General features: G+C 52.2%; 16 protein-coding genes. 15 read left to right on the plus strand and 1 reads right to left on the minus strand.

The annotated features are described in order from the left end of the window. The first annotated feature begins 5 nt into the window (after positions 1 to 5). The 14 genes from NST26_RS15920 (at position 6) to NST26_RS15985 (ending at position 17,612) form a co-directional block, all read left to right on the plus strand. Positions 6 to 833 carry a carbohydrate ABC transporter permease gene (locus NST26_RS15920; RefSeq protein WP_036726921.1) on the plus strand — a complete coding sequence of 276 codons (828 nt, stop codon included), beginning with the start codon at positions 6 to 8 and terminating at the stop codon, positions 831 to 833. Positions 834 to 856: 23 nt separating this feature from the next. Then, on the plus strand, positions 857 to 2,464 hold the full coding sequence (locus NST26_RS15925) for a bifunctional metallophosphatase/5'-nucleotidase (protein WP_340979440.1): 1,608 nt from the start codon (positions 857 to 859) through the stop codon (positions 2,462 to 2,464). A gap of 574 nt (positions 2,465 to 3,038) precedes the next feature. Next, entirely contained in the window at positions 3,039 to 3,494 is a 456-nt protein-coding gene (locus tag NST26_RS15930) for a GntR family transcriptional regulator (protein WP_339314306.1), read from the plus strand. Further along, positions 3,487 to 4,176, plus strand: a complete 690-nt coding sequence (locus NST26_RS15935) for an ABC transporter ATP-binding protein (RefSeq protein WP_339314308.1) — start codon at positions 3,487 to 3,489, stop codon at positions 4,174 to 4,176. Before NST26_RS15930 ends, NST26_RS15935 begins: the two co-directional genes overlap by 8 nt. Next, a complete protein-coding gene (locus NST26_RS15940; protein WP_340979441.1) occupies positions 4,173 to 4,982 on the plus strand; it encodes a hypothetical protein in 810 nt (269 codons plus the stop codon). The genes NST26_RS15935 and NST26_RS15940 overlap by 4 nt, the downstream gene beginning before the upstream one ends. A 14-nt stretch (positions 4,983 to 4,996) precedes the next feature. Beyond that, positions 4,997 to 6,259 (plus strand): hypothetical protein, encoded by a 1,263-nt coding sequence (locus tag NST26_RS15945; protein WP_339314312.1) that lies wholly within the window; start codon positions 4,997 to 4,999, stop codon positions 6,257 to 6,259. Between the two features lie 118 nt (positions 6,260 to 6,377). Further along, entirely contained in the window at positions 6,378 to 7,367 is a 990-nt protein-coding gene (locus NST26_RS15950) for an alpha/beta fold hydrolase (RefSeq protein WP_340979442.1), read from the plus strand. A 256-nt stretch (positions 7,368 to 7,623) separates the two neighbouring features. Further along, positions 7,624 to 9,093: an N-acetylmuramoyl-L-alanine amidase gene (locus NST26_RS15955; RefSeq protein WP_340979443.1), complete on the plus strand. Its 1,470-nt coding sequence runs from the start codon at positions 7,624 to 7,626 to the stop codon at positions 9,091 to 9,093. Positions 9,094 to 9,217: 124 nt separating this feature from the next. After that, on the plus strand, positions 9,218 to 10,465 hold the full coding sequence (locus tag NST26_RS15960) for an MFS transporter (RefSeq protein WP_340952836.1): 1,248 nt from the start codon (positions 9,218 to 9,220) through the stop codon (positions 10,463 to 10,465). Between the two features lie 77 nt (positions 10,466 to 10,542). After that, positions 10,543 to 11,229: a response regulator transcription factor gene (locus NST26_RS15965; protein WP_339314320.1), complete on the plus strand. Its 687-nt coding sequence runs from the start codon at positions 10,543 to 10,545 to the stop codon at positions 11,227 to 11,229. Beyond that, positions 11,216 to 12,205: a sensor histidine kinase gene (locus NST26_RS15970; RefSeq protein ID WP_340952834.1), complete on the plus strand. Its 990-nt coding sequence runs from the start codon at positions 11,216 to 11,218 to the stop codon at positions 12,203 to 12,205. Before NST26_RS15965 ends, NST26_RS15970 begins: the two co-directional genes overlap by 14 nt. Before the next feature lie 82 nt (positions 12,206 to 12,287). After that, entirely contained in the window at positions 12,288 to 12,971 is a 684-nt protein-coding gene (locus tag NST26_RS15975; protein WP_036726914.1) for an ABC transporter ATP-binding protein, read from the plus strand. After that, a complete protein-coding gene (locus NST26_RS15980; RefSeq protein WP_339314324.1) occupies positions 12,968 to 15,631 on the plus strand; it encodes an ABC transporter permease in 2,664 nt (887 codons plus the stop codon). The genes NST26_RS15975 and NST26_RS15980 overlap by 4 nt, the downstream gene beginning before the upstream one ends. Positions 15,632 to 15,941: 310 nt before the next feature. Beyond that, entirely contained in the window at positions 15,942 to 17,612 is a 1,671-nt protein-coding gene (locus tag NST26_RS15985) for a hypothetical protein (RefSeq protein WP_339314326.1), read from the plus strand. A gap of 12 nt (positions 17,613 to 17,624) precedes the next feature. Here NST26_RS15985 and NST26_RS15990 read toward each other — a convergent pair whose 3' ends face one another. After that, positions 17,625 to 19,916 (minus strand): helix-turn-helix transcriptional regulator, encoded by a 2,292-nt coding sequence (locus NST26_RS15990; RefSeq protein ID WP_340952830.1) that lies wholly within the window; start codon positions 19,914 to 19,916, stop codon positions 17,625 to 17,627. 303 nt (positions 19,917 to 20,219) lie between these two features. Here NST26_RS15990 and NST26_RS15995 point away from each other — a divergent pair, with 303 nt between their 5' ends. Continuing rightward, positions 20,220 to 21,146 carry an ABC transporter permease gene (locus NST26_RS15995; protein ID WP_051478139.1) on the plus strand — a complete coding sequence of 309 codons (927 nt, stop codon included), beginning with the start codon at positions 20,220 to 20,222 and terminating at the stop codon, positions 21,144 to 21,146. The last annotated feature ends 14 nt before the right edge of the window (positions 21,147 to 21,160 follow it).

Below are 21,160 nucleotides of genomic sequence, written 5' to 3' on the forward strand. Positions count from 1 at the left end.
CGGACATGCTGAAGAGTACTAAAAACACAGGCCTCTATCTACTGATGGGCCTCATTGCCGTCCTCCAGTTGTTCCCGCTCTACTGGCTTGTGGTCAGTGCATTTAAGGATAATTCGGAGATTATCGGTGGAGTAGTCTGGGCGCTCCCTACAGAATGGCGGTTCAGCAATTTCTCAGAAGCCTGGGTAAGCGCCAAGGTCAATCAATACTTTTTCAATAGTGTGTCAGTTACGCTGATTACCCTCTTGTGCGTGCTGCTGTTCGCTTCGATGATGGCTTACGCGCTGACACGGATGAGATTCAAATATAACGGATTGATTCTGTTCATTCTGCTCATGGGGGTCATGGTGCCGATTCATGCTACGCTGATCCCGCTGTTCATGATCCTGAAGAATCTCGGCCTTCTCAGCTCACGGCTGTCGATTATCCTGCCGTACATCGCTGTGAATCTGCCGATTGGCGTCTATATGCTGTCGGCGTTCCTGCGGAGCATGCCGAAGGAGCTGGAGGAGGCTGCGTTCATCGACGGCTGCGGGGTGGTGAAGTCCTTCTTCAAGGTCGTGCTGCCGCTGCTGAAGCCGCCGCTGGCCTCAGTAGCGATCTTCGTGTTCCTCGCCGTGTGGAATGAGCTGCTGATGGCGGCAACCTTCATACAAAAGGAATCGCTGCGGACACTGCCGCTCGGGTTGATGAACTTCAGCGGCCAGTATAGTATTAGCTGGGGACCGCTGGCCGCAGCGATGGTGATCTCTACGCTGCCGATTCTGCTCGCCTATGTGCTGTTCAGCGATCAGATGGAGAAGAGCTTCACCGCAGGTGCAATTCTGAAATAGAGAAAAGAGAAGGGTGAAAAGAGATGATGGAACCGGCAGCAAGCCGTAACCTGCGCAAGATCGTGATTATCGCTACCTCGGATGTTCATGGCAATCTGTGGGGCTACCGTTATGAAGACGGACTCGATACCGTAAATGACGGGCTCGCCAGAGTAGCCGCTTACGTCCGTGAACTTAGAGAGAGCGGGACGGAGATTCTGCTGATCGATAACGGTGACATCTTCCAGGGGAATATGCTGACTGACGATGTCTACAATAAGCGGCCGGATGAGATGCATCCGGTTGCGGCGGCACTTAATGCCATGGGCTATGCCGCGCTGACCCTGGGCAATCATGAGTTTAACTTCGGCCTTAGCCTGATCGAGCGAATCAAGCAGGAGCTGAGCTTCCCGGTGCTCGCGGCGAATGTCTGGGATTCAGCAGGCAGACCGTTTGCAGAGCCGTATGTGATCCTTGAGCAGCAAGGCATCCGGATTGCGGTCATCGGACTGACGAACCCCAACGTTCCGCGCTGGGATGGAAGCAAGGTGGAGGGCCTAAGGTTCGGACATATGGCCGAGACCGCGCAGGCAATTGCCGCCTCCCTTCGCGCGGAAGGGAAGGCGGACCTGATTGTGATCAGTGCCCATGCGGGCATGGTCGCAGAGTTCGATGAAGAGGGCGGCTCAGATGCCGCCGGACGGATTGCGGAGCTTGTCCCTGAAGCAGATGTGCTGCTGGTCGGCCATATGCATATTACCGTGAACCAGCGTATAGGGAATACCGTTATTGGCGGACCGCGGGACCGGGGGCGGGAAGTTGTACGCTTCGACCTGACACTGGAGCTGGACGGCGGCCCACCTAAGGTTGTGAGCCGCGAGGTCACGGTGGTAGATATGAGCGGCTGGGAGCCGGACCCGGAATTGCACAATCTGGTTGCCGAGGCGCATGAAGAGACCCTCCGGTTCATCGCCGGAGGCGGCGGAGGCTCTTCGATAGAGGGGGAGGGCGGCATTTTGGGCTATGCGGCCGCCGATTTCCAGCCTGAAGAGACTGCCGGCCTGCCGGCGGGACGAGTGCAGGATACGGCGGTCATTACCTTGATCCAGCGTGCCATGCTGGAGGCCAGCGGAGCAGATGTTGCCGCTACAAGCCTGTTCAACGACAAGGCGGATCTGAAGCAGGGACCGCTGACGTATGCAGACGTCTACCGCATTTATCCTTTTGACAATGTACTGTATGTCGTTAGGGTCACCGGCAAGGAGCTGAAGGCTTATATGGAAGCTTCGGCTGCCCATTTCCGGCAGTGGCAGCAGGGGGACACGGAGATTGCCGCTGATCCCGAGGTGCCGAGCTACCTCTACGATATGTTTGCCGGGATTAATTATCAGATCGATATCTCCCAGCCGGTAGGCCGGCGGATCATCCATCTGGCCTACCGGGGCAGACCGCTCGCCGATACGGACGAGCTTCAGCTTGCCGTTAACAATTACCGCTACAGCAGCCTGTTGAAAGCCTCTGGACTGGTCAGCGCCGTCAAGCACTGGGAGTCGGATTGCAGCGTCCGCGAGCTGCTGGTTCATTACATCAGGGAGCGCCAGACGATCATACCGGAGGTAGATCATAACTGGTCTATTGTGGGGATGGATTGAAAAGGAGCAGCACCTCTCATTGATGAATGGTCAATGAGGGGGCTGCTCCTTTTTTTATTGTATAGGAAACTATAGTTTCCTTCTGCTGTGGAAAAGGTGTGTGTAAATTTGTGGATACGAATTCTTTGAAAGATTCGTAGAAGGACTTTGATGCTGAATGTGACTGAAGGCTGAGGGTATGCTTACAACCGAATACAATGGGCTGTTACAGTGGAATATGGACCCAATGTATGTGAAAAACAGCATACATTGTACTCGCAAGCAGGCATATGGACCAATGTATGTGAAAAACAGCATACATTGTGCTCGCAAACAGGCGCACGGCCTGAATATATGTGAAAAACAGCATACATTATACTCGCAAGCAGGCATACGACCTGAATATATGTGAAAAACAGCATACATTGTGTTCGCGCGAAGGTAATCTTGTTCATCCTTTAGGATGATTTTTTTCTGTTCACATATTTTCAGATATTAACCAACTATTGACAATCTGATGTATTAACTGCATAATACACTGTGTAGTGTATGAACCACTTAATACACACAGTTGCAAGTATAAGGGGTGTCAATATTGAACACAGTCAACGATTGGTCCGGCATCTCCTTCAATAGCCGTGATCCTGTTTATTCTCAAGTCGTTCGCCTTTTCAAAGAGAAGATCGTAACCGGCGTTATTCAGTCCGGGCAAACCATACCGTCCAGAAGAGAGCTGGCAGCAATGTTAAAGATCAACCCGAATACGGCTCAGCGGGCCTATAAAGAAATGGAGGATCAGCGATTGATTATAACAGAGGGGAACTCCCCAAGCCGCGTCACTCTGGAACTGGATGTATTAAGGCAAATCCGTGCGGAGCTGCTCGGTACAGCCGTTGAGGCCTTCGTGGCTTCCATTCGCAACATCGATGTTCCTCTTGACGAGCTGTTGAATGTGGTTCAACAGAAATATACCGAGGCACAAACGGAAATCAGCCAGAATCCCCCGGGAGACTCCGTTGATGATGGAAGAGGAGGAAAGAATCTTGATTGAACTTATGCATGTTAGCCAACGGTACAGAATCAGGGAGGTCCTTAAGGATGTCACATTCACTGCCGAGAAGGGACAGATCACTTGTCTGATCGGAGTTAATGGAGCAGGTAAATCCACTGTACTCAAAACGGTAATGGGACTTACACCGATTCAGGGGGGAAGCATTCAGATTGATGGCAAGCCGATTAGCCCGAATACTTATGAACAGATATCCTATATCCCGGACCATTTGGCTATTCCAGCTTCCATGAAGCTCTCTGATGCACTTCGGTTCATGGAAGACTTCTATAACAGCTGGAACAGGGAGAGGGCAGACGAACTTATGCGTTTCTTCGATCTTGATGGCAAGGAACGGGCGGGGCGCTTGTCGAAGGGGAATGCCGCGAAGTTCAATCTGGTGCTCGGCTTGGCTCAGAATTCCGATTATGTGATTATGGACGAGCCCTTTGCCGGGATTGACTTGTTCATTCGGGAGAGGATCGCAGAGGTGTTCTCCAGTGAACTGGTCGGCAACCGCGGTGTACTCCTGACGACACACGAAGTGAGAGAGATCGAGCATCTGATCGACAAAGCCGTATTGCTGCGTGATGGAACTGTAGCCCGTAGTTTTGAATGCGAACAAGTCCGAATGGAGGAGAACAAATCTGTCGTTGATATCATGAAGGAGGTGCTTCTCCCTTGAATCGATATCTTAAGCTTGTCCATCTGGAAGTTCACCGCTTCAGGTATGCTATCCTCAGCCTGATGTTCCTGACGGCTACTATTCAAATGATCGGACTGGTGCACACTACCCGGCTAAGAATTGCGGGGCGGAGAGAGGCAGCCCTCCTGGGAGATCATCCGCGTAACTTTTCATTTGCCGATATCATCGGAGATTCGCAGTTCTTGTTCACGATACCTATTTTGATCAGCATTATCGTATTGAGGTTGTATATCTTTGGGATTTGGTACCGTGACTGGACTGGCAGAGATAAGTTTGCCTACCGGTTATTCACCCTTCCGGCGGCAAGGCGCCACGTATACATGGCCAAAGCCACTGCAATCTTCATATTCGTCTTTGCTATGGTTTCATTCCAATTGTTGCTGCTGCTGCTCGAACGCCAGTTATTCGACTGGATGGTTCCCTCCGAATATCGGATGCCCTCACTTCTGGCCGAAGCGGTCGCTTCTAACCTGGTGTTTGTGCAATACTTGCTGCCGCCAGATGGATTAATGTTTGCCGTCTATTACGGAACCGGGATTCTGGCTGTCTTTGTGATCTTTACGGCAATATTGCTTGAGCGAAGCTACCATCTGGCCGGTATGATCTATGCAATCTTGTATGTTGCTTCATGCGCGGCGGTAATCGGATTCGCATTCTCCCTACATCCGTATGTGTATTTCTATCCCCGGGAGATAACAGTCATCCGTTTGTGCCTTTATATTGTTGTCATGAGCCTTACACTCACACTTGGCTTCAGGCTCGTCTCGAAGAAGATCACCGTTTAGGGAGTGAATGACTAGTGAAACGTTACACGATTACGGGCGCGCTTATTCTGTTAATAGTGGCTTCGCTTGGAACTTATTATGCTTATGGGGCAGAGTTGCGCCTGCCGGAATATCAGTTGCAGACACTGGAGGGGGATTCGGCCGAAGCGGCCCCTGTGAATCTGCTTGGGAGCTATGTGGGCGGGAAAGGCTCTTATGCTATTGAAGTGTCCGCATCGGGCAGCAAGAGAATTGAGCAAACATTTAAGGATCAATGGATGACAAACAAAGGACCTTCAGATGCGCAGGCTTATTCCGAGTTCAATGCGCTGTATGAGGAGTATTCAGAATTTATGAGGGGGAAGAAGGGGACGAGCGGCTATTACCGGGATCAAGACGCACTCATTTTTGCCAAGTCGGCTTCTATCGGTTCAACTAACTTGAAGCAAGAGGGCAAGATTCGCTGGAGCATCGATGTGCTGGATCTGACCACGCGAAAGCAAGTCCATTATACGGATGAGCAGCCCTATTCCGCACAATACGCCAACGTGGAAGACGTACAGAAGGCTGGGTCAGAAATTCATGTACTTACTAACGTTAACAAGGTGAACCAAGATCAGGAGATAATCGACAACGTGTATAATGCTCAGACGGGTTCACCGATCCGCAGTGTCAAACTGCCCTTAGGCAAATCTTCCGAAAAGGATCGTGAGCTGCGAATACAGATCATCACCGAAGAAAAGCCGATAGTTGCCAACAGCAGGGTGCTGTTTCTGGTGAAAGAGCGCAGCAAGATCTGGACTGATGGTACACCAGCGGCAACAGACAACACTTCTGTTGTGTTCTCTGAAAGACTTTTTGAATACCAATATGCTTCTGGAGAAGTGAACGAATTGCCGTTAGCTGCCAAGAGGGAAAAAGAACAAGCGCCGTGGGCTTGGACTCATTATATCCTGGAGGGAGATACGCTCACTATACTTCACACATCAGAGGAGGCGGTGACACTCAACCGTTATGACCTGTCAATCAAGATGGCTCTCCCCCAAGTGACTATACATGCGAGCCAACTCGGCAAGGGGAAAATCAGCCAGACCCAGGCGGCGAACGGCCGTGTGTATCTGCTGCTGCAAACCGGGAGCGATGTTATCAGGAACTACAGCATGCCAATTACAGCGGTAGCTGACATAACTGACGGCCATATTCTCTACAAAGGTACACCAGCGCTGGTCAAAGCCAATGGGAGACCCGTTAACCAGTTGGATGATGTCAGCTTATTGAATATGAGTATTACGCGATAAGTATCCCCCTGTTCATACTCCGTTCATATTCCCGTCATGTTGAGGACATCTTAAGCAGGTACACTCTACATATACCGCTAAGGCGAATCTACAGATAGAAGGACAGGAGAAGATGGACATGGCAGGAACCGCTGAAATAAATAAACCTGAAAAGGGACGCAAGAAACGGAGATTATGGTTGAAAATATTAGGTGGCATTATCGGAGTGCTCGTGCTGTTCATAGGCATCACCTTTATCGTTAATGTCATCAGTAACGGGATAGAGAAGAAGAAGATCGAATCGTACGGGCAATACGTCAATGTAGACGGGAAAAAGATGAATGTGCTGATTCAAGGCAGCGGTGAACAGACCATAGTTCTCTTGCCGGGGCAAGGAACCGCTTCGCCTGTGCTTGATTTCAAGCCGCTGATAGACCAATTGACGCCTTCGTACAAAGTCGTAGCCATCGAGCCTTTCGGCTATGGCCTGAGCGATGGGACGGATAAAGAAAGAACGACAGAGAATATCATCAGTGAAATTCATGAGGCTGTGCAGCAGCTTGGTCTGAAGCGTTACATTCTGATGGGACATTCCATTACAGGACTCTATGCTGTATCGTATGTAAATGCTTATCCGGATGAAGTTCAAGCCTTCGTAGGAATTGACAGTAGTGTGCCCAATCAGCCAGGCATGGATGTGAAATTGCCGCTGAAGGCCATGAAGTTTGCTAAAGATTCAGGTGTAATGCGGCTGCTAACGAAGCTCAGCGGAGATTCGTTTAAATCGCTTGACTATGATGAGCATACCAAAGAGCAGATGAAACTGATCACCAATGTACACGGCAATAACTCCACACTGATGAATGAGCTTAGCCACCTTGGTTCCAATTTCAAAAACGGCTCAAAGCTGAAATACCCGCAGGATTTGCCGGTCTTGCTGTTCGCACAATCCAATAACGAGAACAACAAGCAGTGGATTCCGCTGCATGAGGAGCAGGCGAAGCAGTCTTCACAGGGTAAATTGATCCCAATGGTAGGCTCCCATTACCTGCACCATACGAAGTACAAAGAAATCGTCGAGGAATTCAAGGAATACATGAAGACCGTTCAATTGAAGCAAGCCCAGTAGGGAGAATGGAATACTATAGTGCGGCGCCCCTCGGGGTGCCGTTTTTTCGTAGAAAGATAAGAATTTATATGCTTCGCGCTATAATTATCCTTCTATTTCTCGCTGAAACGGTACCGTCCTTTAAAAGGATGGCAAACCCGTTTCCACTTGATATAACTAATTATAAATGCTCAATTTCGCAACCTATTCCAATTATTGGAGTCTAATTTAAGAATCAGCAATTCTACAAATTAGATGAAATGGATGAGATGCACTTATGAAAAAATGTAGTTGGTTCTTCCTTTTGGCTGTTCTATTCTTATGCTTCCCGCTCAACGGGCAGGCCAGTGCCGCTGTGAAGACAAGTCCGACCATAATACTGGACGGGCAAGCGATCCCTATGCAAAAGAAAGACAAAGTCGAATTGATCAACGGCAGTGTGATGGTTCCCTTGCGGATCATTGCGGAGAATATGGGAATGGGGGTTCTCTGGAATCAACAGGTTGGAACCGTAACCATCCCGAAGGAATCCGGCAGTATAGTGCTGACGATCGGCCAAAAGAAAGCCCTGATCGATGGGGCCTCCCATTCGCTGGCCACCGCTCCCCGGAATCGTAACGGAACCACGCTGGTTCCGCTAAGGTTCATCAGCGAAGCCATGGGTGTCCAGGTGAGCTGGGACAACAGTCTCAAGGTGGTGGGCTTGACTTCAGCCCCGCTTCCGCCGGAGCAGCCGGCCATCACTCCTGCTCCGGCAAGCCCTGAAGTCCCGGACCAGCCGGTGCCCCTGCCCGCCGCAGCCGCGGCGACTTCCACCGTCCATAGTCTCAGCTTCAGTGATGACCGCCTGATGCTTGCTTTTACCGGCGATGTCCAGCCGTCTGTACATACCGGAAACGAACCGCTGCAGATTGTAGTGGAGCTGCCCCGGACGAACTTTTCCGCAGATTTCTTACAGACGGTATCGTGGGATAGCCGCACCCAATCCGGCGAGCAGACCGTTACCGGCGTTCCCAATGTCAACAAGCTGTATTACGGGCTATTCGAACCGGACGCCGCCACCTTGCGGATTGTGATTGCGCTCTCTGCGGATACGAAGTATACCAGTTACATCGAGGAGGATGCCGCCTCCCGGCTCCTGGTCGTCGATCTGAGCTCTGCCACAGCCGAATTGCCTCCGGCAGTGCCGGTCCAGCCGGGCAACGGGAAGAAGACCGTTGTTATTGATGCCGGCCATGGGGGTGCGGACCCGGGAACGATCGGCATTACGAAGAAGCTGGAGAAAGATTTCAACCTTAGCGTCGCCTTGAAGGTGGAGCGCCTGCTGCTGCAGGAGCCGGCGTTCAATGTTGTGATGACACGCCGTGAGGATACCTATCCGCCCAACAAGCAGCGGGCAGAGATGGCCAATGAGCTGCAGGCCGATGCCTTCGTCTCCATCCATGGCAATTCTGTCACAGGGTCGCCCAAGGTGCGGGGAACCGAAACCTATTATTACAGCCAGGAGAGTAAAGCCTTCGCCGATATCATGCATCGACATCTGCAAGGGACCACCGGCTTTCCGGACCGCAAGGTTAAATACAATAAATATATCGTATTGAAATATTCCAACATGCCCGCTACGCTGCTGGAGGTTGGTTTCTTGTCCAATGCCGCCGAGGAAGCCATCCTGTTCTCCGACGATTTCCAGAACCGGGTAGCGGCTGCTATCGTAGCGGGGCTGAAGGAATATTTCGGGATCGCTTGACCCCGTCTGTTCCTGCATTTATAGCTTTCAAGATCGCGGTCCGCTCCTTATAATATAGAGAGTGAAAGGAGAACCCCGCCTTAAGAAGCTGAGCGTATTTTATCGATAAATAGGGGGTTAAACGTTGAATCAGCATGACCAAAGCGCAAATCCGCCAAGCCTGTTCCGTAATCGCTTTCTGCAGACGATTTTATTATCCAGTGTGCTGCTGCAGATCGGGATCTGGGTGCGTAATTTCGCCATTCTGCTCTATGTTGCGGAGCGGACCAATAATGATCCCTACGCCATTTCGCTGATCAGCGTAGCTGAATTTGCGCCTATCTTTGTTTTTTCCTTCATTGGAGGAACCTTTGCGGACCGGTGGCGCCCGAAGCGGACGATGATCTGGTGCGATTCCCTGTCTGCGGTATCGGTGTTCGCCGTTCTGCTCAGCATTCACTTCGGTTCGTGGGAATCCGTGTATCTGGTCGCCTTCATCTCGGCCATTCTGTCGCAGTTCTCCCAGCCTTCCAGTATGCGGTTATTTAAGTTCCATGTACCAGAGGAACAGCTGCAGCAGGGGATGGCGCTCTTCCAATCGCTGATGGCCATCTTCATGGTTCTCGGACCGATGTTAGGCACTTTCGTATACAGCACCTTCGGCCTTGAGATCTCCATTGCCGTAATGGGCGTTGCTTTTCTGCTGTCGGCGCTCGTGCTTATTCGTCTGCCGGAGGATCATATGGAAGCCGGGACAGTTGCGGCGAAAGGGCAATTCCGTAAGGACTTCACCGAAGGCTTCCGGTATGTCTGGCAGAGCCAGGTGCTGCGGATGCTCGGACTTGCGTTTGTACTGGCGGGACTTGCCGTGGGCGCAGCCCAGGCACTGAATCTGTTCATCGTTACAGAGCGGCTTGGCCGAAGCAAGGAGTTCCTGCAATACATGCTTATGGTCAACGGTGCAGCCATGCTGATCGGGGGAGGGCTCGTAGCCGCCTTCGCCAAAAAAGTTCCGCCCCAGCTGCTGCTCGCCATGGGGATGCTGGCAGGTGCCGTATGTACGACCATTGTCGGGTTCTCGACAAGCATTCCGCTCACGCTGACCATCCAGTTCCTGAACGGGCTGATGTTCCCTTGTATTCATATCGGGATCAGTACGATGATTCTGAGATGGTCTAATAGCTCCATTGTCGGCCGGGTCAACGGGGTGCTGAATCCGATGTTCGTCGGGATGATGGTGGTGTCCATGTCGCTGTCGGGTGCGCTGAAGAGCGCTTTGCCGCTTAGTACCATTTACAGCGGAGCCGGACTCCTGTTCCTCCTGGGTGCACTTATGATGTTACCGATCATGAAGCATAAGGCGCCGGATCAGGCGCAGGCTGCCCAGTATTAATTTAATGATTTCTTTACAGGTACTCTTAATAAGAGTACCTTTTTATACATAACAGGCTACAACGGAGGCCCTTAAATATGACACAAATATTGCTGGTTGAAGACGATCCGGCCATTGCGCGCAACCTGGTGCTGCTGCTTCACTCGGAGGGGTTCACCGTCACGCACGCGCCTACGCGCAAGGAAGCAGCGGCTGCGCTTGACGGACATACGTTTGACCTGGCGCTGATTGATATCTCATTGCCGGACGGCAATGGCTTTACGGTATGCACGGAGATCAAGGAGGAGCAGGACATTCCCGTCATCTTCCTGACGGCTTCGGGCGACGAGGCGAGTGTGGTGACCGGGCTGAATATGGGGGCGGACGACTACATCACCAAGCCGTTCCGGCCACGGGAGCTAATCGCGCGGATGGGCACGGCTCTGCGAAAAAGCGGGCGCTCCGGGTCCGCTTTTGATCTCGGCGGGCTGCATGTTGATCCGGCCAGCGGAGTTGTGAAAAAAAACGGCCGGGAGGTATTCCTCTCCGCGCTGGAATACCGGCTGCTGCTCGTATTTGTGAACAATCCCAGAACCATTATTACACGGGGCAGACTGCTGGATGAATTGTGGGACGCGGCCGGCGAGTTCGTCAATGACAATACGCTGACTGTTTATATCAAGCGCTTGCGGGAGAAGATCGAGTGCGATCCGGCAAGCCCGAAGATCATCCTGACGGTGCGGGGGACGGGATACCGGCTGGGGGGCAGCGATGCTGCGCAATAGAGAGGTCCGGCAGTTTGCCGTGGTGTTCGTCCTCCTCGCCGCCGCCGCTGTAACGGCTGGATTCGTCATGAACACGGCAGCGGGCGTCCTGGCCATAGGCTGCGCTGCTGCTTTTGGCATAGCGTTCGTTGGATTTACCCGGGCCAGATACAGGAGCCTGGCGAGATTGTCCGATGAAATTGACCGGGTGCTGCATAATGCGGACCATCTGTTCATCGCTAATTCGGAAGAGGGCGAGTTATCCATCTTACATAGCGAGATTACCAAAATGACGCAGCGCATCCGCGATCAGAACCGCGAGCTGATCAAGGAAAAGGGTCATCTTGCCGATTCCCTGGCTGATATCGCCCACCAGCTCCGTACCCCGCTCACCTCGGTGAACCTGATTATGACGCTGCTTGCGAATAGTCCTGCGGAAGACGAGCGGAAAGCTTTTATACGGGAGACCGAGGAGCTGCTGATGCAGATGGATTGGCTGATTACCTCTCTGCTCAGGCTATCCCGCCTGGATGCGGGTATTGTTGTATTTCAAAGCGGGCCTATCGCCGTTAACGACCTGCTCCGCACCGCTGCTCGTCCGTTCCTGATCCAGATGGAGCTGCGCAATGTAGACTTAAGGATCGATTGCCCTTCAGGAGTAGTGATCCAAGGCGATCCGGCCTGGCTTCCGGAAGCGATCCAGAATATCCTGAAGAATTGCCTGGAAAGCGCAGGGGAGAATGGGAAGATTGAGCTGGTCTGCACAGACAATCCGCTGTATACCGAGCTGATAGTACATGACAACGGCCCGGGCTTCAGCAAGGAAGAAATCCCCCGGCTGTTCGATCGCTACTATCGCGGCAGTAACCCTAAGCATGCAGGGTACGGAATCGGCCTCGCCCTCTGCAAAATGATTATCACCCGGCAGGGAGGAACCGTTACCGCACATAATCATCCGCAAGGCGGTGCGCTCTTCAGGCTTCGTTTCCCTAAGTGACGGATCTCTCACCTGAAAGTCACAGAGATGTAAGCTTGCGGCTCTATGATAGGGACAGATCAGGTGAAGGGAGAATTGCAGCATGGAGTTTTTGAGAATTGACAAGCTGAGCAAGGTCTACGGGAAGGGAGATAACCGGGTTACAGCGCTGGACGAGGTGTCTCTGACGATTGAGAAGGGGGAGTTCACGGCGATCATCGGCTCCTCCGGCTCCGGGAAGTCTACCTTGCTTCACATCATCGGCGGAGTTGATGTGCCGACAAGCGGCAATGTTTATCTGGACGGACAGGATGTATATGCGCAGAGCAATGACAAGCTGGCGATCTTCCGCAGGCGGCAGGTCGGGCTGATCTACCAGTTCCACAATCTGATTCCCACGCTGGATGTGGTCGAGAATATCACCTTGCCGATTCTGATGGACAAACGCAAGGTCAACGAGGAGCGGCTCAACGATTTGCTTGAGCTGCTGGGGCTGACGGACCGGAGAACGCATCTGCCGAATCAGCTCTCGGGCGGACAGCAGCAGCGGGTATCCATCGGACGCGCACTGATGAATGCCCCGGCGGTCATGCTGGCGGATGAACCCACAGGCAGCCTCGACAGCCGGAATGGACATGAGATTATTAATTTGCTGAAATTAAGTAATCAGAAGTATAGGCAGACCCTGCTCATCGTTACGCATGACGAGAATATTGCCCTCCAGGCAGACCGGATTATCGGCATCTCGGACGGCCGGGTTGTGCGGGACGAACGGGTACGGCCATGAATATTTTCAATAAGGTTACCCTCCAGAGCCTCAAAAAAAGCCGCACGCGGACCATTGTAACGATTATCGGAGTAATCCTATCCACCGCTATGATCACTGCTGTCTCCACCTTCGCCGTATCCTTGCAGAGCTATATGATCAAGGGCTCCATTGCCAAATACGGCGGCTGGCACATCGGGTTCCCGGCTGTGGATTCCTCCTTCCTGCAGGAACGGACACACGATCAGGCCGTAGCCCGTACAGCATCCTTCGAAAATATTGGCTATGCAGCACTTAGCGGCGGCAAGAACCCGGATAAGCCTTATCTGTTCATTGCTGGCGTAAGTGAAGACGAAGCTTCCCCTGGTACCTTGCCCGTCACTCTGGTCTCCGGCCGAATGCCGGATAACAGCAGTGAGATTCTAGTCCCGTCACATCTGGCGGCGAACGGCGGGATCAAGTTCGCGGAGGGCGACACGCTCACACTGGGTGTGGGAGACCGGATGAACGGCAACCAGCGGCTGAACCAGCATGATGCCTATCAGGCGGATAAGGCCGCTGAAGCTTTGGTGCCCCGTGCAGAGCGAACCTACAAGGTCGTCGGAATCTGCGCAAGGCCTGCTTTTGAGGAATCCGCTGCACCAGGCTATACCCTGATTACCAGAGCCGATCCGTCAGAGCGGGTGGACAGCTTCAGCTTATATGTTACCCTGAAGCATCCGCGTGAAGTGAAGGCTTACGCAAGCAGCACCGCTTCAGGCCATACTTACATCTACAACGATAATGTGCTGCGCTTCATGGGCGTCTCAAGCAGCGGGTTGCTAACTGCTCTACTGTACACGGTTGGTGGGATCGTCGCTTTTATTATTGTGACCGGTTCGATCTTCATGATCTACAACGCCTTCACCATCTCCCTGAATGAGCGCACACGCCAGTTTGGCATTCTCTCATCGGTGGGAGCCACAGCGAAGCAGCTGCGTAACTCTGTGCTGTTCGAAGGTCTGTGTATTGGTGCGGCCGGAATACCGGCTGGCATTCTCTTGGGAATAGGCAGCATGGGACTTGTGCTAATGGCCGTATCCAGGAACTTCGGGAATATTCTCTATTCCGGCGTACCTCTGAGCTTGAAGGTGTCTGTTCCGGCCATTACGTGTGCGGCAGCACTAAGTATGGTTACGATTCTGATCTCGGCCTACATTCCGGCCAGGAAGGCGGCAGGCACTCCCGTGATGGAGAGTATCCGCCAGACGAACGAGGTCAAGGTTGAAGCCAAGGCCTTGAAGACGTCCAGCCGGGCGCAGCGTATCTACGGTCTCGAAGGCACCCTTGCACTTAAGAATTTCAAAAGAAACAAGAAACGCTACCGCAGCATTGTGCTGTCGCTCATGTTAAGCGTCGTGCTGTTTATATCGGCCAGCGCTTTTGTCACTGATTTGAAGCAGATGTCGGAACAGGCAGTAGCGTTCACCACCTATGATATCGGCTTCGCCACACCAACGATGAAAGACAGTGAAATGCTGGCGCTCTACGACAAGCTCAGAACCGCAGGCGGCATCTATGAGAGCTCTTACCAGACGCTGCTGAAAGTGACGGGGACAACCCAGGCAAGCGAGCTCTCGGATGCCTATTGGGGCACAGAGGGGGACTCGGGGAAAGCAGTCAATGATGGAAAAGCAGGAAATGCAGGAAAAACAGATGCTCCTTCGCCGGGCCGGTCGGATGAGCAGGCAACGCTGCCCGTAGATCTGCAGTTTCTGGATGACAAGGCCTATCTGAAGATTCTCGAAGGGCTGGGCTTGTCCGCAGCGGAATATACAGGTCCGGACGCCAAGTTCCTCGCCTTTGCCAAATCGATGAGTCCTGCCGACGATAAGCGGCTGAAGGAGTTTGACGAGTTCCTTAATTTGTTCAAGCGTTCATCCTCTACCCTGACCATTGCCCCTGAATCAGAGGGAGGGTCGAAGACTGGGCAGGGGCATGACGTAACGGTTACGTTCGTAGAGACTGTACCGCCGGATACCCTGCCGGTTACAGGAAGCCCCGCCTCTAGTCAACCGTTCTTCTTCCGGATAATCGCTCCTTATTCACTCATCGGCAAGTTTGAGACGGCGGACAGTCCGCCGGCAGTGAAGGGCCTGACCTTTCGTTCCAAGCATCCGGCACAGTCGGTCGCGGAGATGGAGAAGACGATCCAAGGTGCGCAAATTACGGATGAGTATAAGCTGTACAATGTGTATGCGATGATGGATGAGAGCCGCAATACGATATTCATCATCAACGTGTTCGCCTATACCTTCATTATCATGATCTCACTGATCGCGATTGCCAATGTGTTCAACACGATCTCGACGAACATTAAGCTGCGCCGCCGGGAGCTGGCGATGCTCCGCTCAGTGGGGATGTCCGACCGCAATTTCCAGAAGATGATGAATTTCGAGTGTGCCTTCTATGGCATGAGGGCGCTCTTGTTCGGGCTTCCCGCCGGGCTGGCCTTCTCCTGGCTGATCTACCGGGGCATGCTCATCGGCGGGGCGGACCAGATTGACTATGTCTTCCCTTGGGTCAGCATCGGAATCAGCGTGTTCAGCGTGCTCCTGATCGTATTCGTCACCATGCTGTATTCGGTCAGCACAATCAAGCGGGAGAATATCATTGATGCGCTGCGGGATGATATGACTTGATAGCAAGTAGGTTAGAACTTCACGCATGGGTAGGGACATGGGCGCGTGTCGTTACACTTAGCGGCAAACAGTTGGATTTTGTACACTTGCTGATATACGAATGAATCTTGGCGAGCTCGGATAGCTGAGCCAATTCAGCCGGTTTCGGCGCAGGACGGTATAGCCGCGCCCTTGCGGGATTGCAATTTTAAAAGAGACCTGTCTAATGTCTAGGGATTAGTGCAGGTCTCTTTTTATTACACAGGGAAATATGCAACTATCTCCCATTTTTGTCGTCCTATAATTATAGAAGAAAGAAGGAGGTTTCAATGTGATAAAGCGAAAACTTGTAGTCCCAGCAGTAGCTATTTCTTTTATTCTATCGTTGGCGGGCTGTACCGGCGGGGATAACAATGACCAAGCCCTACAAGGTAACAACTCTGTTCATCCCGTGTCCAGCCCCAATGACGACAGCAGTACGCAGACCCTAACAAACTACGACTTTGAGTCAGTCAAGAAAATCACGGTCACCAAATTACTCAACATGGCACCGGAGAATCCTCAAGATCCCATGGAATACACAGATCAAGAATCTATAGAAGTGATTACCCGCGCGATCCAAAGTGCAGCCCCCTTACCAGGGGTTCTAAATGTGACTGATGCCAACTACGATATCTTTATGGAATCCGCAAAGAAGAAATATGCGTTTCAGCTATGGATCAACGAGGAGAGCGAACAAGCCATGATTATGGATATGAGAGATACGCATACCGGATATACGCTGACTAAGGAAGCTACGGCTGAATTGAAGAAGAAGGTGTTCGCAGAATCAAGCTTGGAAGATCTGACGTTCAGAGCCGTGAGGAACTCTGCCGGAGATCTTGTGGCCAGGCCGATCGGTCTGCCGGAAAATAACTATTCGCTAAGCGGAGGCCCTGCCGTTGAATTACAGGGGATAAAATATAATACCGTGCATCTCTTTTACGGAGACCATAACGCAATCAACGCATTAATATCTCATGATCCTTCTACGGATGAAGTAGGTGTAAGATGGAGCGATACATTGAACTCATCAGACAATCGCTGGAATAATTCATTTATGAGCAGTTACAATATGCTATTTCCAATGGATGAAGACCATCTGTTGTTTCTGGAATCGGAGCTGACGGAGAAGGCAGGACAATACCACTTGTCCGCTTACAATGTAACCACGGGAGCTATTGAACGTCTCCGCGAAGACTTTTGGCCGCTTACACCTGATTACGATTATATCTATAAGCAAGAATGGAGAGCGGATGAGCAAAAGCTATTCCTGCAAAGCTACCTTGGCAATGTATGGATCTTTGATCTGAAAACAGGCAAGGATGATGTGCATCTATTGAAATATCCTGTCATCCCTCATTCGACGAGTGGAGCGCCTTCTCTCTTTCTTGCTCCAACGTTGGAGCGGTTTGTCCATGATGATGAGAGCGGACAATTGACATTCTACAATAATAAAGGCGTTCCGTTACGCATGGTAGCATTGCCGGCGAATCAATATGTGCCATCTGAGAAAATAAAGTGGAACCCGGCGGGGACCATTGCCTGGATGGATCAATCCTTGGATGACCGCAAGCGAATCCTGGATATCGATATTGATTATTTAAAAATAGCTCCGCAGGTCATACACTTCTACGATAAGGACGGGCTTCTTATTGCTTCCATTCAAGCGCAAGATAGCAATGATGATTCGGCAGTGGAGGTTACAGGATGGAGGGATGCTAATATTGCAGTGATTAAATCCTATACTTTAGAGCCTTCGCCCACGGGCTATTCAGCGCCGAAGGCGAAGGATACTTCTTACTTTCTCTATGATGTAAAAAACAACAAGAAGAAGGGAAGCTCTTCTAATTCTATACCGCCTGATACAACGGTTATTTCAGATCGTGAAGCCGTAGGCACGGGGAATAACGGAAACATTATTGTTAGTAATACGGAGATAATTTATAAAGACAGGAACTGAGATTCTCCCTCCTCATTCCTCCCCGGCCACCGAACCCAGCCCCTGATTATCCCCGCCAACCCGCTTCCGGTACTCGCCCGGAGTCAGGCCAGAGGCACGCTTGAACATACGGATGAACGAGTTCACATTCTGGTAGCCGACCTGAAGCGCGATATCCTGGATGCGCAGGTCGATATTCACCAGCAGCTCCTTGGCCCGCTCAATGCGCAGCGTGTTCAGGTATTCGCTGAAGTTGATGCCGGTCTTCTCCTTGAAGATGCTCGACAGATAGCCGGAGGTCAGATTCAGCTTGTCGGCTACGATATTGAGATTGATGTCTTCCCCGTAATGCTTCTCCAGATACTCCAGCACGAAGCTGATGACCGGGTCCCGGGTCTCCGAGCCGCTGCGGACCGCCGCAAGCACAGGAGTCACCAGCTCCCGGAGCCATTCACTATACTGCTGCGTGGAATAGAAGGCGGCGAACGGCTCACCGGACAGGGCCGCGACCAGCCCCATTTCAAGCTCCGGCAGATTCAGCTTCATGACGGTCTTGCTTGTCTGTTCTGCCACTCCCGCAGCAAAAGCCCGGAAATCCTCCGCAGCGGCATCCTTATTCTGCAGCTGCTCCAGCTGGCGGTCCAGCCACCCGAACACCGCCTCTTCGCTGCCGGACTGCAGCAGGTTATGCAGCTCTTCCCCATGGGTGACCTTCAGATGAAACGCCTTAGCCGACGAGGCCCGCGGCTCCACGATGATCTGTGTCTCCCCGTTCAGTCTGCGTTCCTTCAGCAGCTCGGACAGGTTGTGGTAAGCATCGGTAAACGGGGTTTCCCCCGAATACACCGGGCTGACCGCTATCGTGAGGTAGAGGGAATGCTCCTCTGCCAGCAGCTCCTGCAAAGTGCCCAGCACCTGAAGAATGGCGCTCTGCGGACCGGGATCGAAGAGCAGCAGCAAGAGCAGATCCTGCTCCGGCTGCAAGGCGACGTTCTCGGATTCCTCCCCGGTGAAGAGGCGCTGAATCAGCTGCCATAACGCCAGCGTATGCTTCTCAGGCTCCTCCGGCAGGCGGGTGAAGCTGAGCTTGAACAGGATGGAGGCATACGGGCGTTCGGAATGCAGGGCATCCTCCAGCTCATTCAGACTTGCGTTCAGCGGAATATTTTTCACCTTATGAGTATAAGCATACTGGCGGACCAGCGAATTCTTGTGCGCCAGATCGTTCTGGATGAACCGGTTGTTCTCCAGGATGGAGCTTAGGCGGTCGCCGATAATGGCGAACTCCTTGACGCTGCTCACCTTGCCGGGGACGCTGCCCGATTTGCGGTCGAACGCGGCGATCAGGCGCTGGAGCGGCTGGTTCAGCCGGTAGCTGAACAGGAGCGAGAACAGAAGGCTGACCAGCACCGCAGCAGCGAGCAGAACTGCGAGCAGCAGCCGCATGCCGCGCAGCCCGCTCGCGATGGCGGCAACCTCGGTGACCCGGACGTAGGTGAAGCCGGTCTGCGCCCCTTTTTGATAGAAATAATAGTTATCCCCGATTCGCTCATGCGAGCTTGTAGTAACGGCATACTCCAGCGCCGGCAGCTCCGTCTCTGCGGTGGAGAAGAGCAGCCGGTCCTGCGCATCCATTATATAGAAGGGATTCTTCCCGGCATCCCCGTACGCCTGCTCCAGCCGCTGCGGATTCAGCATCACAATGCCGTAGACCTCTTCATAAGGAATAGCCTTGATCATAACCGGCATCAGCCGCCCGAGCGCACGCGTGGAGCTCATTGTTGTTTCCGTAAAAGAGGCGGCAGGGAGGACCTTCAGATACTGGTTGTCCATGGTCTGGGCGCTCCAGAAATCCGCCGGATACTCCCCGCTGTAATAATATTTGCCGAACATGTCGGCCGCGCTACTCAGTCCCTCTTTCTCAAGAACATAGTCCTCCGCCTTGAAGTACAGAATGAAATTCTCAATATGCATAAAAGGATTCCCGTACAGCGTCATCAGATCCGACTTGACCTCGCTGAGAATATCATACCGCCGGTTCTCCTTCAGATGGCTGAGAATGCCCAGGTTGGCTGTCCACGTATCTGACTGGGTCAGCGCCAGAATCATATTCTGCGTCAGCCGGAAGTGATTCTCGTACCCTTCCACCGTCTGCTTTAGACTCTGCTCGTTCTGCCGGACCACCTCCTGATAGACCTTCCCGCTAAGATATAGATGAGAGAACAGATTGAATGAAGCCAGAAGCAGGATGACGCTCAGGAAGCTGAGCATGAGCTTGACGAACAGGCCGCTAAGGGCAAATTGGCTGGTAAGCGGTCTCTTCATATGTATTCCCCCTTCAGGTGCAGCCGCTTGGTTATCGTTTTATCCTATCATAGCGGCACAAAGCTGACACGCACAATATGCACTTTTGCTGATTTATACGCTATTCTAGGGAAATACGCAAATAGGGCGAAAAGATATATAACATGCTGATAGCGCTTCCCAAAGACTTGCCGCTATAATTCGGAGACAAACCCCGGAAACAGAGGGGAAGTTAGCTGACATTCAGCGAGCTGCATCATTAAGAACAAGAGGGGAATGCCTATGGCTCAAACGAGTGTAGTACAAGACAACTTGCGAAAGGAAATGAAAGATCCTTACCGGCGTCAAGGGCGTCTGCTGCGGACCTGGAACCATAACAAAACACTATGGCTGCTGTTCCTGCCGTGCCTGCTGTACTATCTGATTTTCCGGTATGCGCCAATGTTCGGCCTCGTCATTACGTTTAAGGATTATAATCTGTTTAAAGGAATCTGGGCCAGCGACTGGGTGGGGCTGAAGTATTACCGGATGTTTTTTGAGAATCCTGACTTTTGGCCGCTGATGAAGAACACCCTGCTCCTGGGTCTGTACAAGCTGGTGTTCGGTTTCCCTGCTCCGGTGATCCTGGCGATTCTGCTGAATGAAGTCCGTAAGGCTGCGTTCAAAAAATTCGTGCAGACGGTCAGCTATCTGCCGCATTTCATCTCGAATGTCATTGTGGCGAGCATGGTGATTATGTTCCTGTCGCCGACAGGAGGCCTGATTAACAATCTGCTGGGCACGTTCGGAATCGGACCGATTAACTTCATGAATGAGCCGGGGATGTTCCGGGGGATCTATGTTCTCTCGGAGATCTGGCAGCATATCGGCTGGGAGACCATCATCTATCTGGCGGCATTAACGGCGATTGATCCCCAACTCTATGAAGCAGCCGACATGGACGGGGCCAGCCGGATGCGCAAAATCTGGCATGTTACGCTGCCCGGCATCTCACCGGCGATTGTCATCACGCTGATTCTGAATATCGGCAAGGTGCTGGAGATTGGCTTCGAGAAGGTATTCCTGATGCAGAACCCGGCGATCTATGATACAGCTGACATCATCAGCACGTATGTGTACCGGGTCGGGATGGAACAGGGGAACTTCAGCTATGGTGCGTCCATCGACCTGTTCATGGGCATCATCAGCCTGATCTTCATCTATAGCGCCAATTACATCAGCCGCCGTGTCAGTGAGACAAGTCTATGGTAGAGAAGAGGTGTGGT

This window comes from Paenibacillus sp. FSL R7-0128, from assembly GCF_038002245.1.
Taxonomy (GTDB): domain Bacteria; phylum Bacillota; class Bacilli; order Paenibacillales; family Paenibacillaceae; genus Paenibacillus_AQ; species Paenibacillus_AQ silagei.

Excerpts from the sequence above, each read along its gene's own strand:
- NST26_RS15920 (WP_036726921.1), top strand. The coding sequence starts at position 6 with ATGCTGAAGAGTACTAAAAACACAGGCCTCTATCTACTGATGGGCCTC.
- NST26_RS15925 (WP_340979440.1), top strand. The coding sequence starts at position 857 with ATGATGGAACCGGCAGCAAGCCGTAACCTGCGCAAGATCGTGATTATC.
- NST26_RS15950 (WP_340979442.1), top strand. The coding sequence starts at position 6,378 with ATGGCAGGAACCGCTGAAATAAATAAACCTGAAAAGGGACGCAAGAAA.
- NST26_RS15955 (WP_340979443.1), top strand. The coding sequence starts at position 7,624 with ATGAAAAAATGTAGTTGGTTCTTCCTTTTGGCTGTTCTATTCTTATGC.
- NST26_RS15965 (WP_339314320.1), top strand. The coding sequence starts at position 10,543 with ATGACACAAATATTGCTGGTTGAAGACGATCCGGCCATTGCGCGCAAC.
- NST26_RS15970 (WP_340952834.1), top strand. The coding sequence starts at position 11,216 with ATGCTGCGCAATAGAGAGGTCCGGCAGTTTGCCGTGGTGTTCGTCCTC.
- NST26_RS15975 (WP_036726914.1), top strand. The coding sequence starts at position 12,288 with ATGGAGTTTTTGAGAATTGACAAGCTGAGCAAGGTCTACGGGAAGGGA.
- NST26_RS15980 (WP_339314324.1), top strand. The coding sequence starts at position 12,968 with ATGAATATTTTCAATAAGGTTACCCTCCAGAGCCTCAAAAAAAGCCGC.
- NST26_RS15990 (WP_340952830.1), bottom strand. The coding sequence starts at position 19,916 with ATGAAGAGACCGCTTACCAGCCAATTTGCCCTTAGCGGCCTGTTCGTC.
- NST26_RS15995 (WP_051478139.1), top strand. The coding sequence starts at position 20,220 with ATGAAAGATCCTTACCGGCGTCAAGGGCGTCTGCTGCGGACCTGGAAC.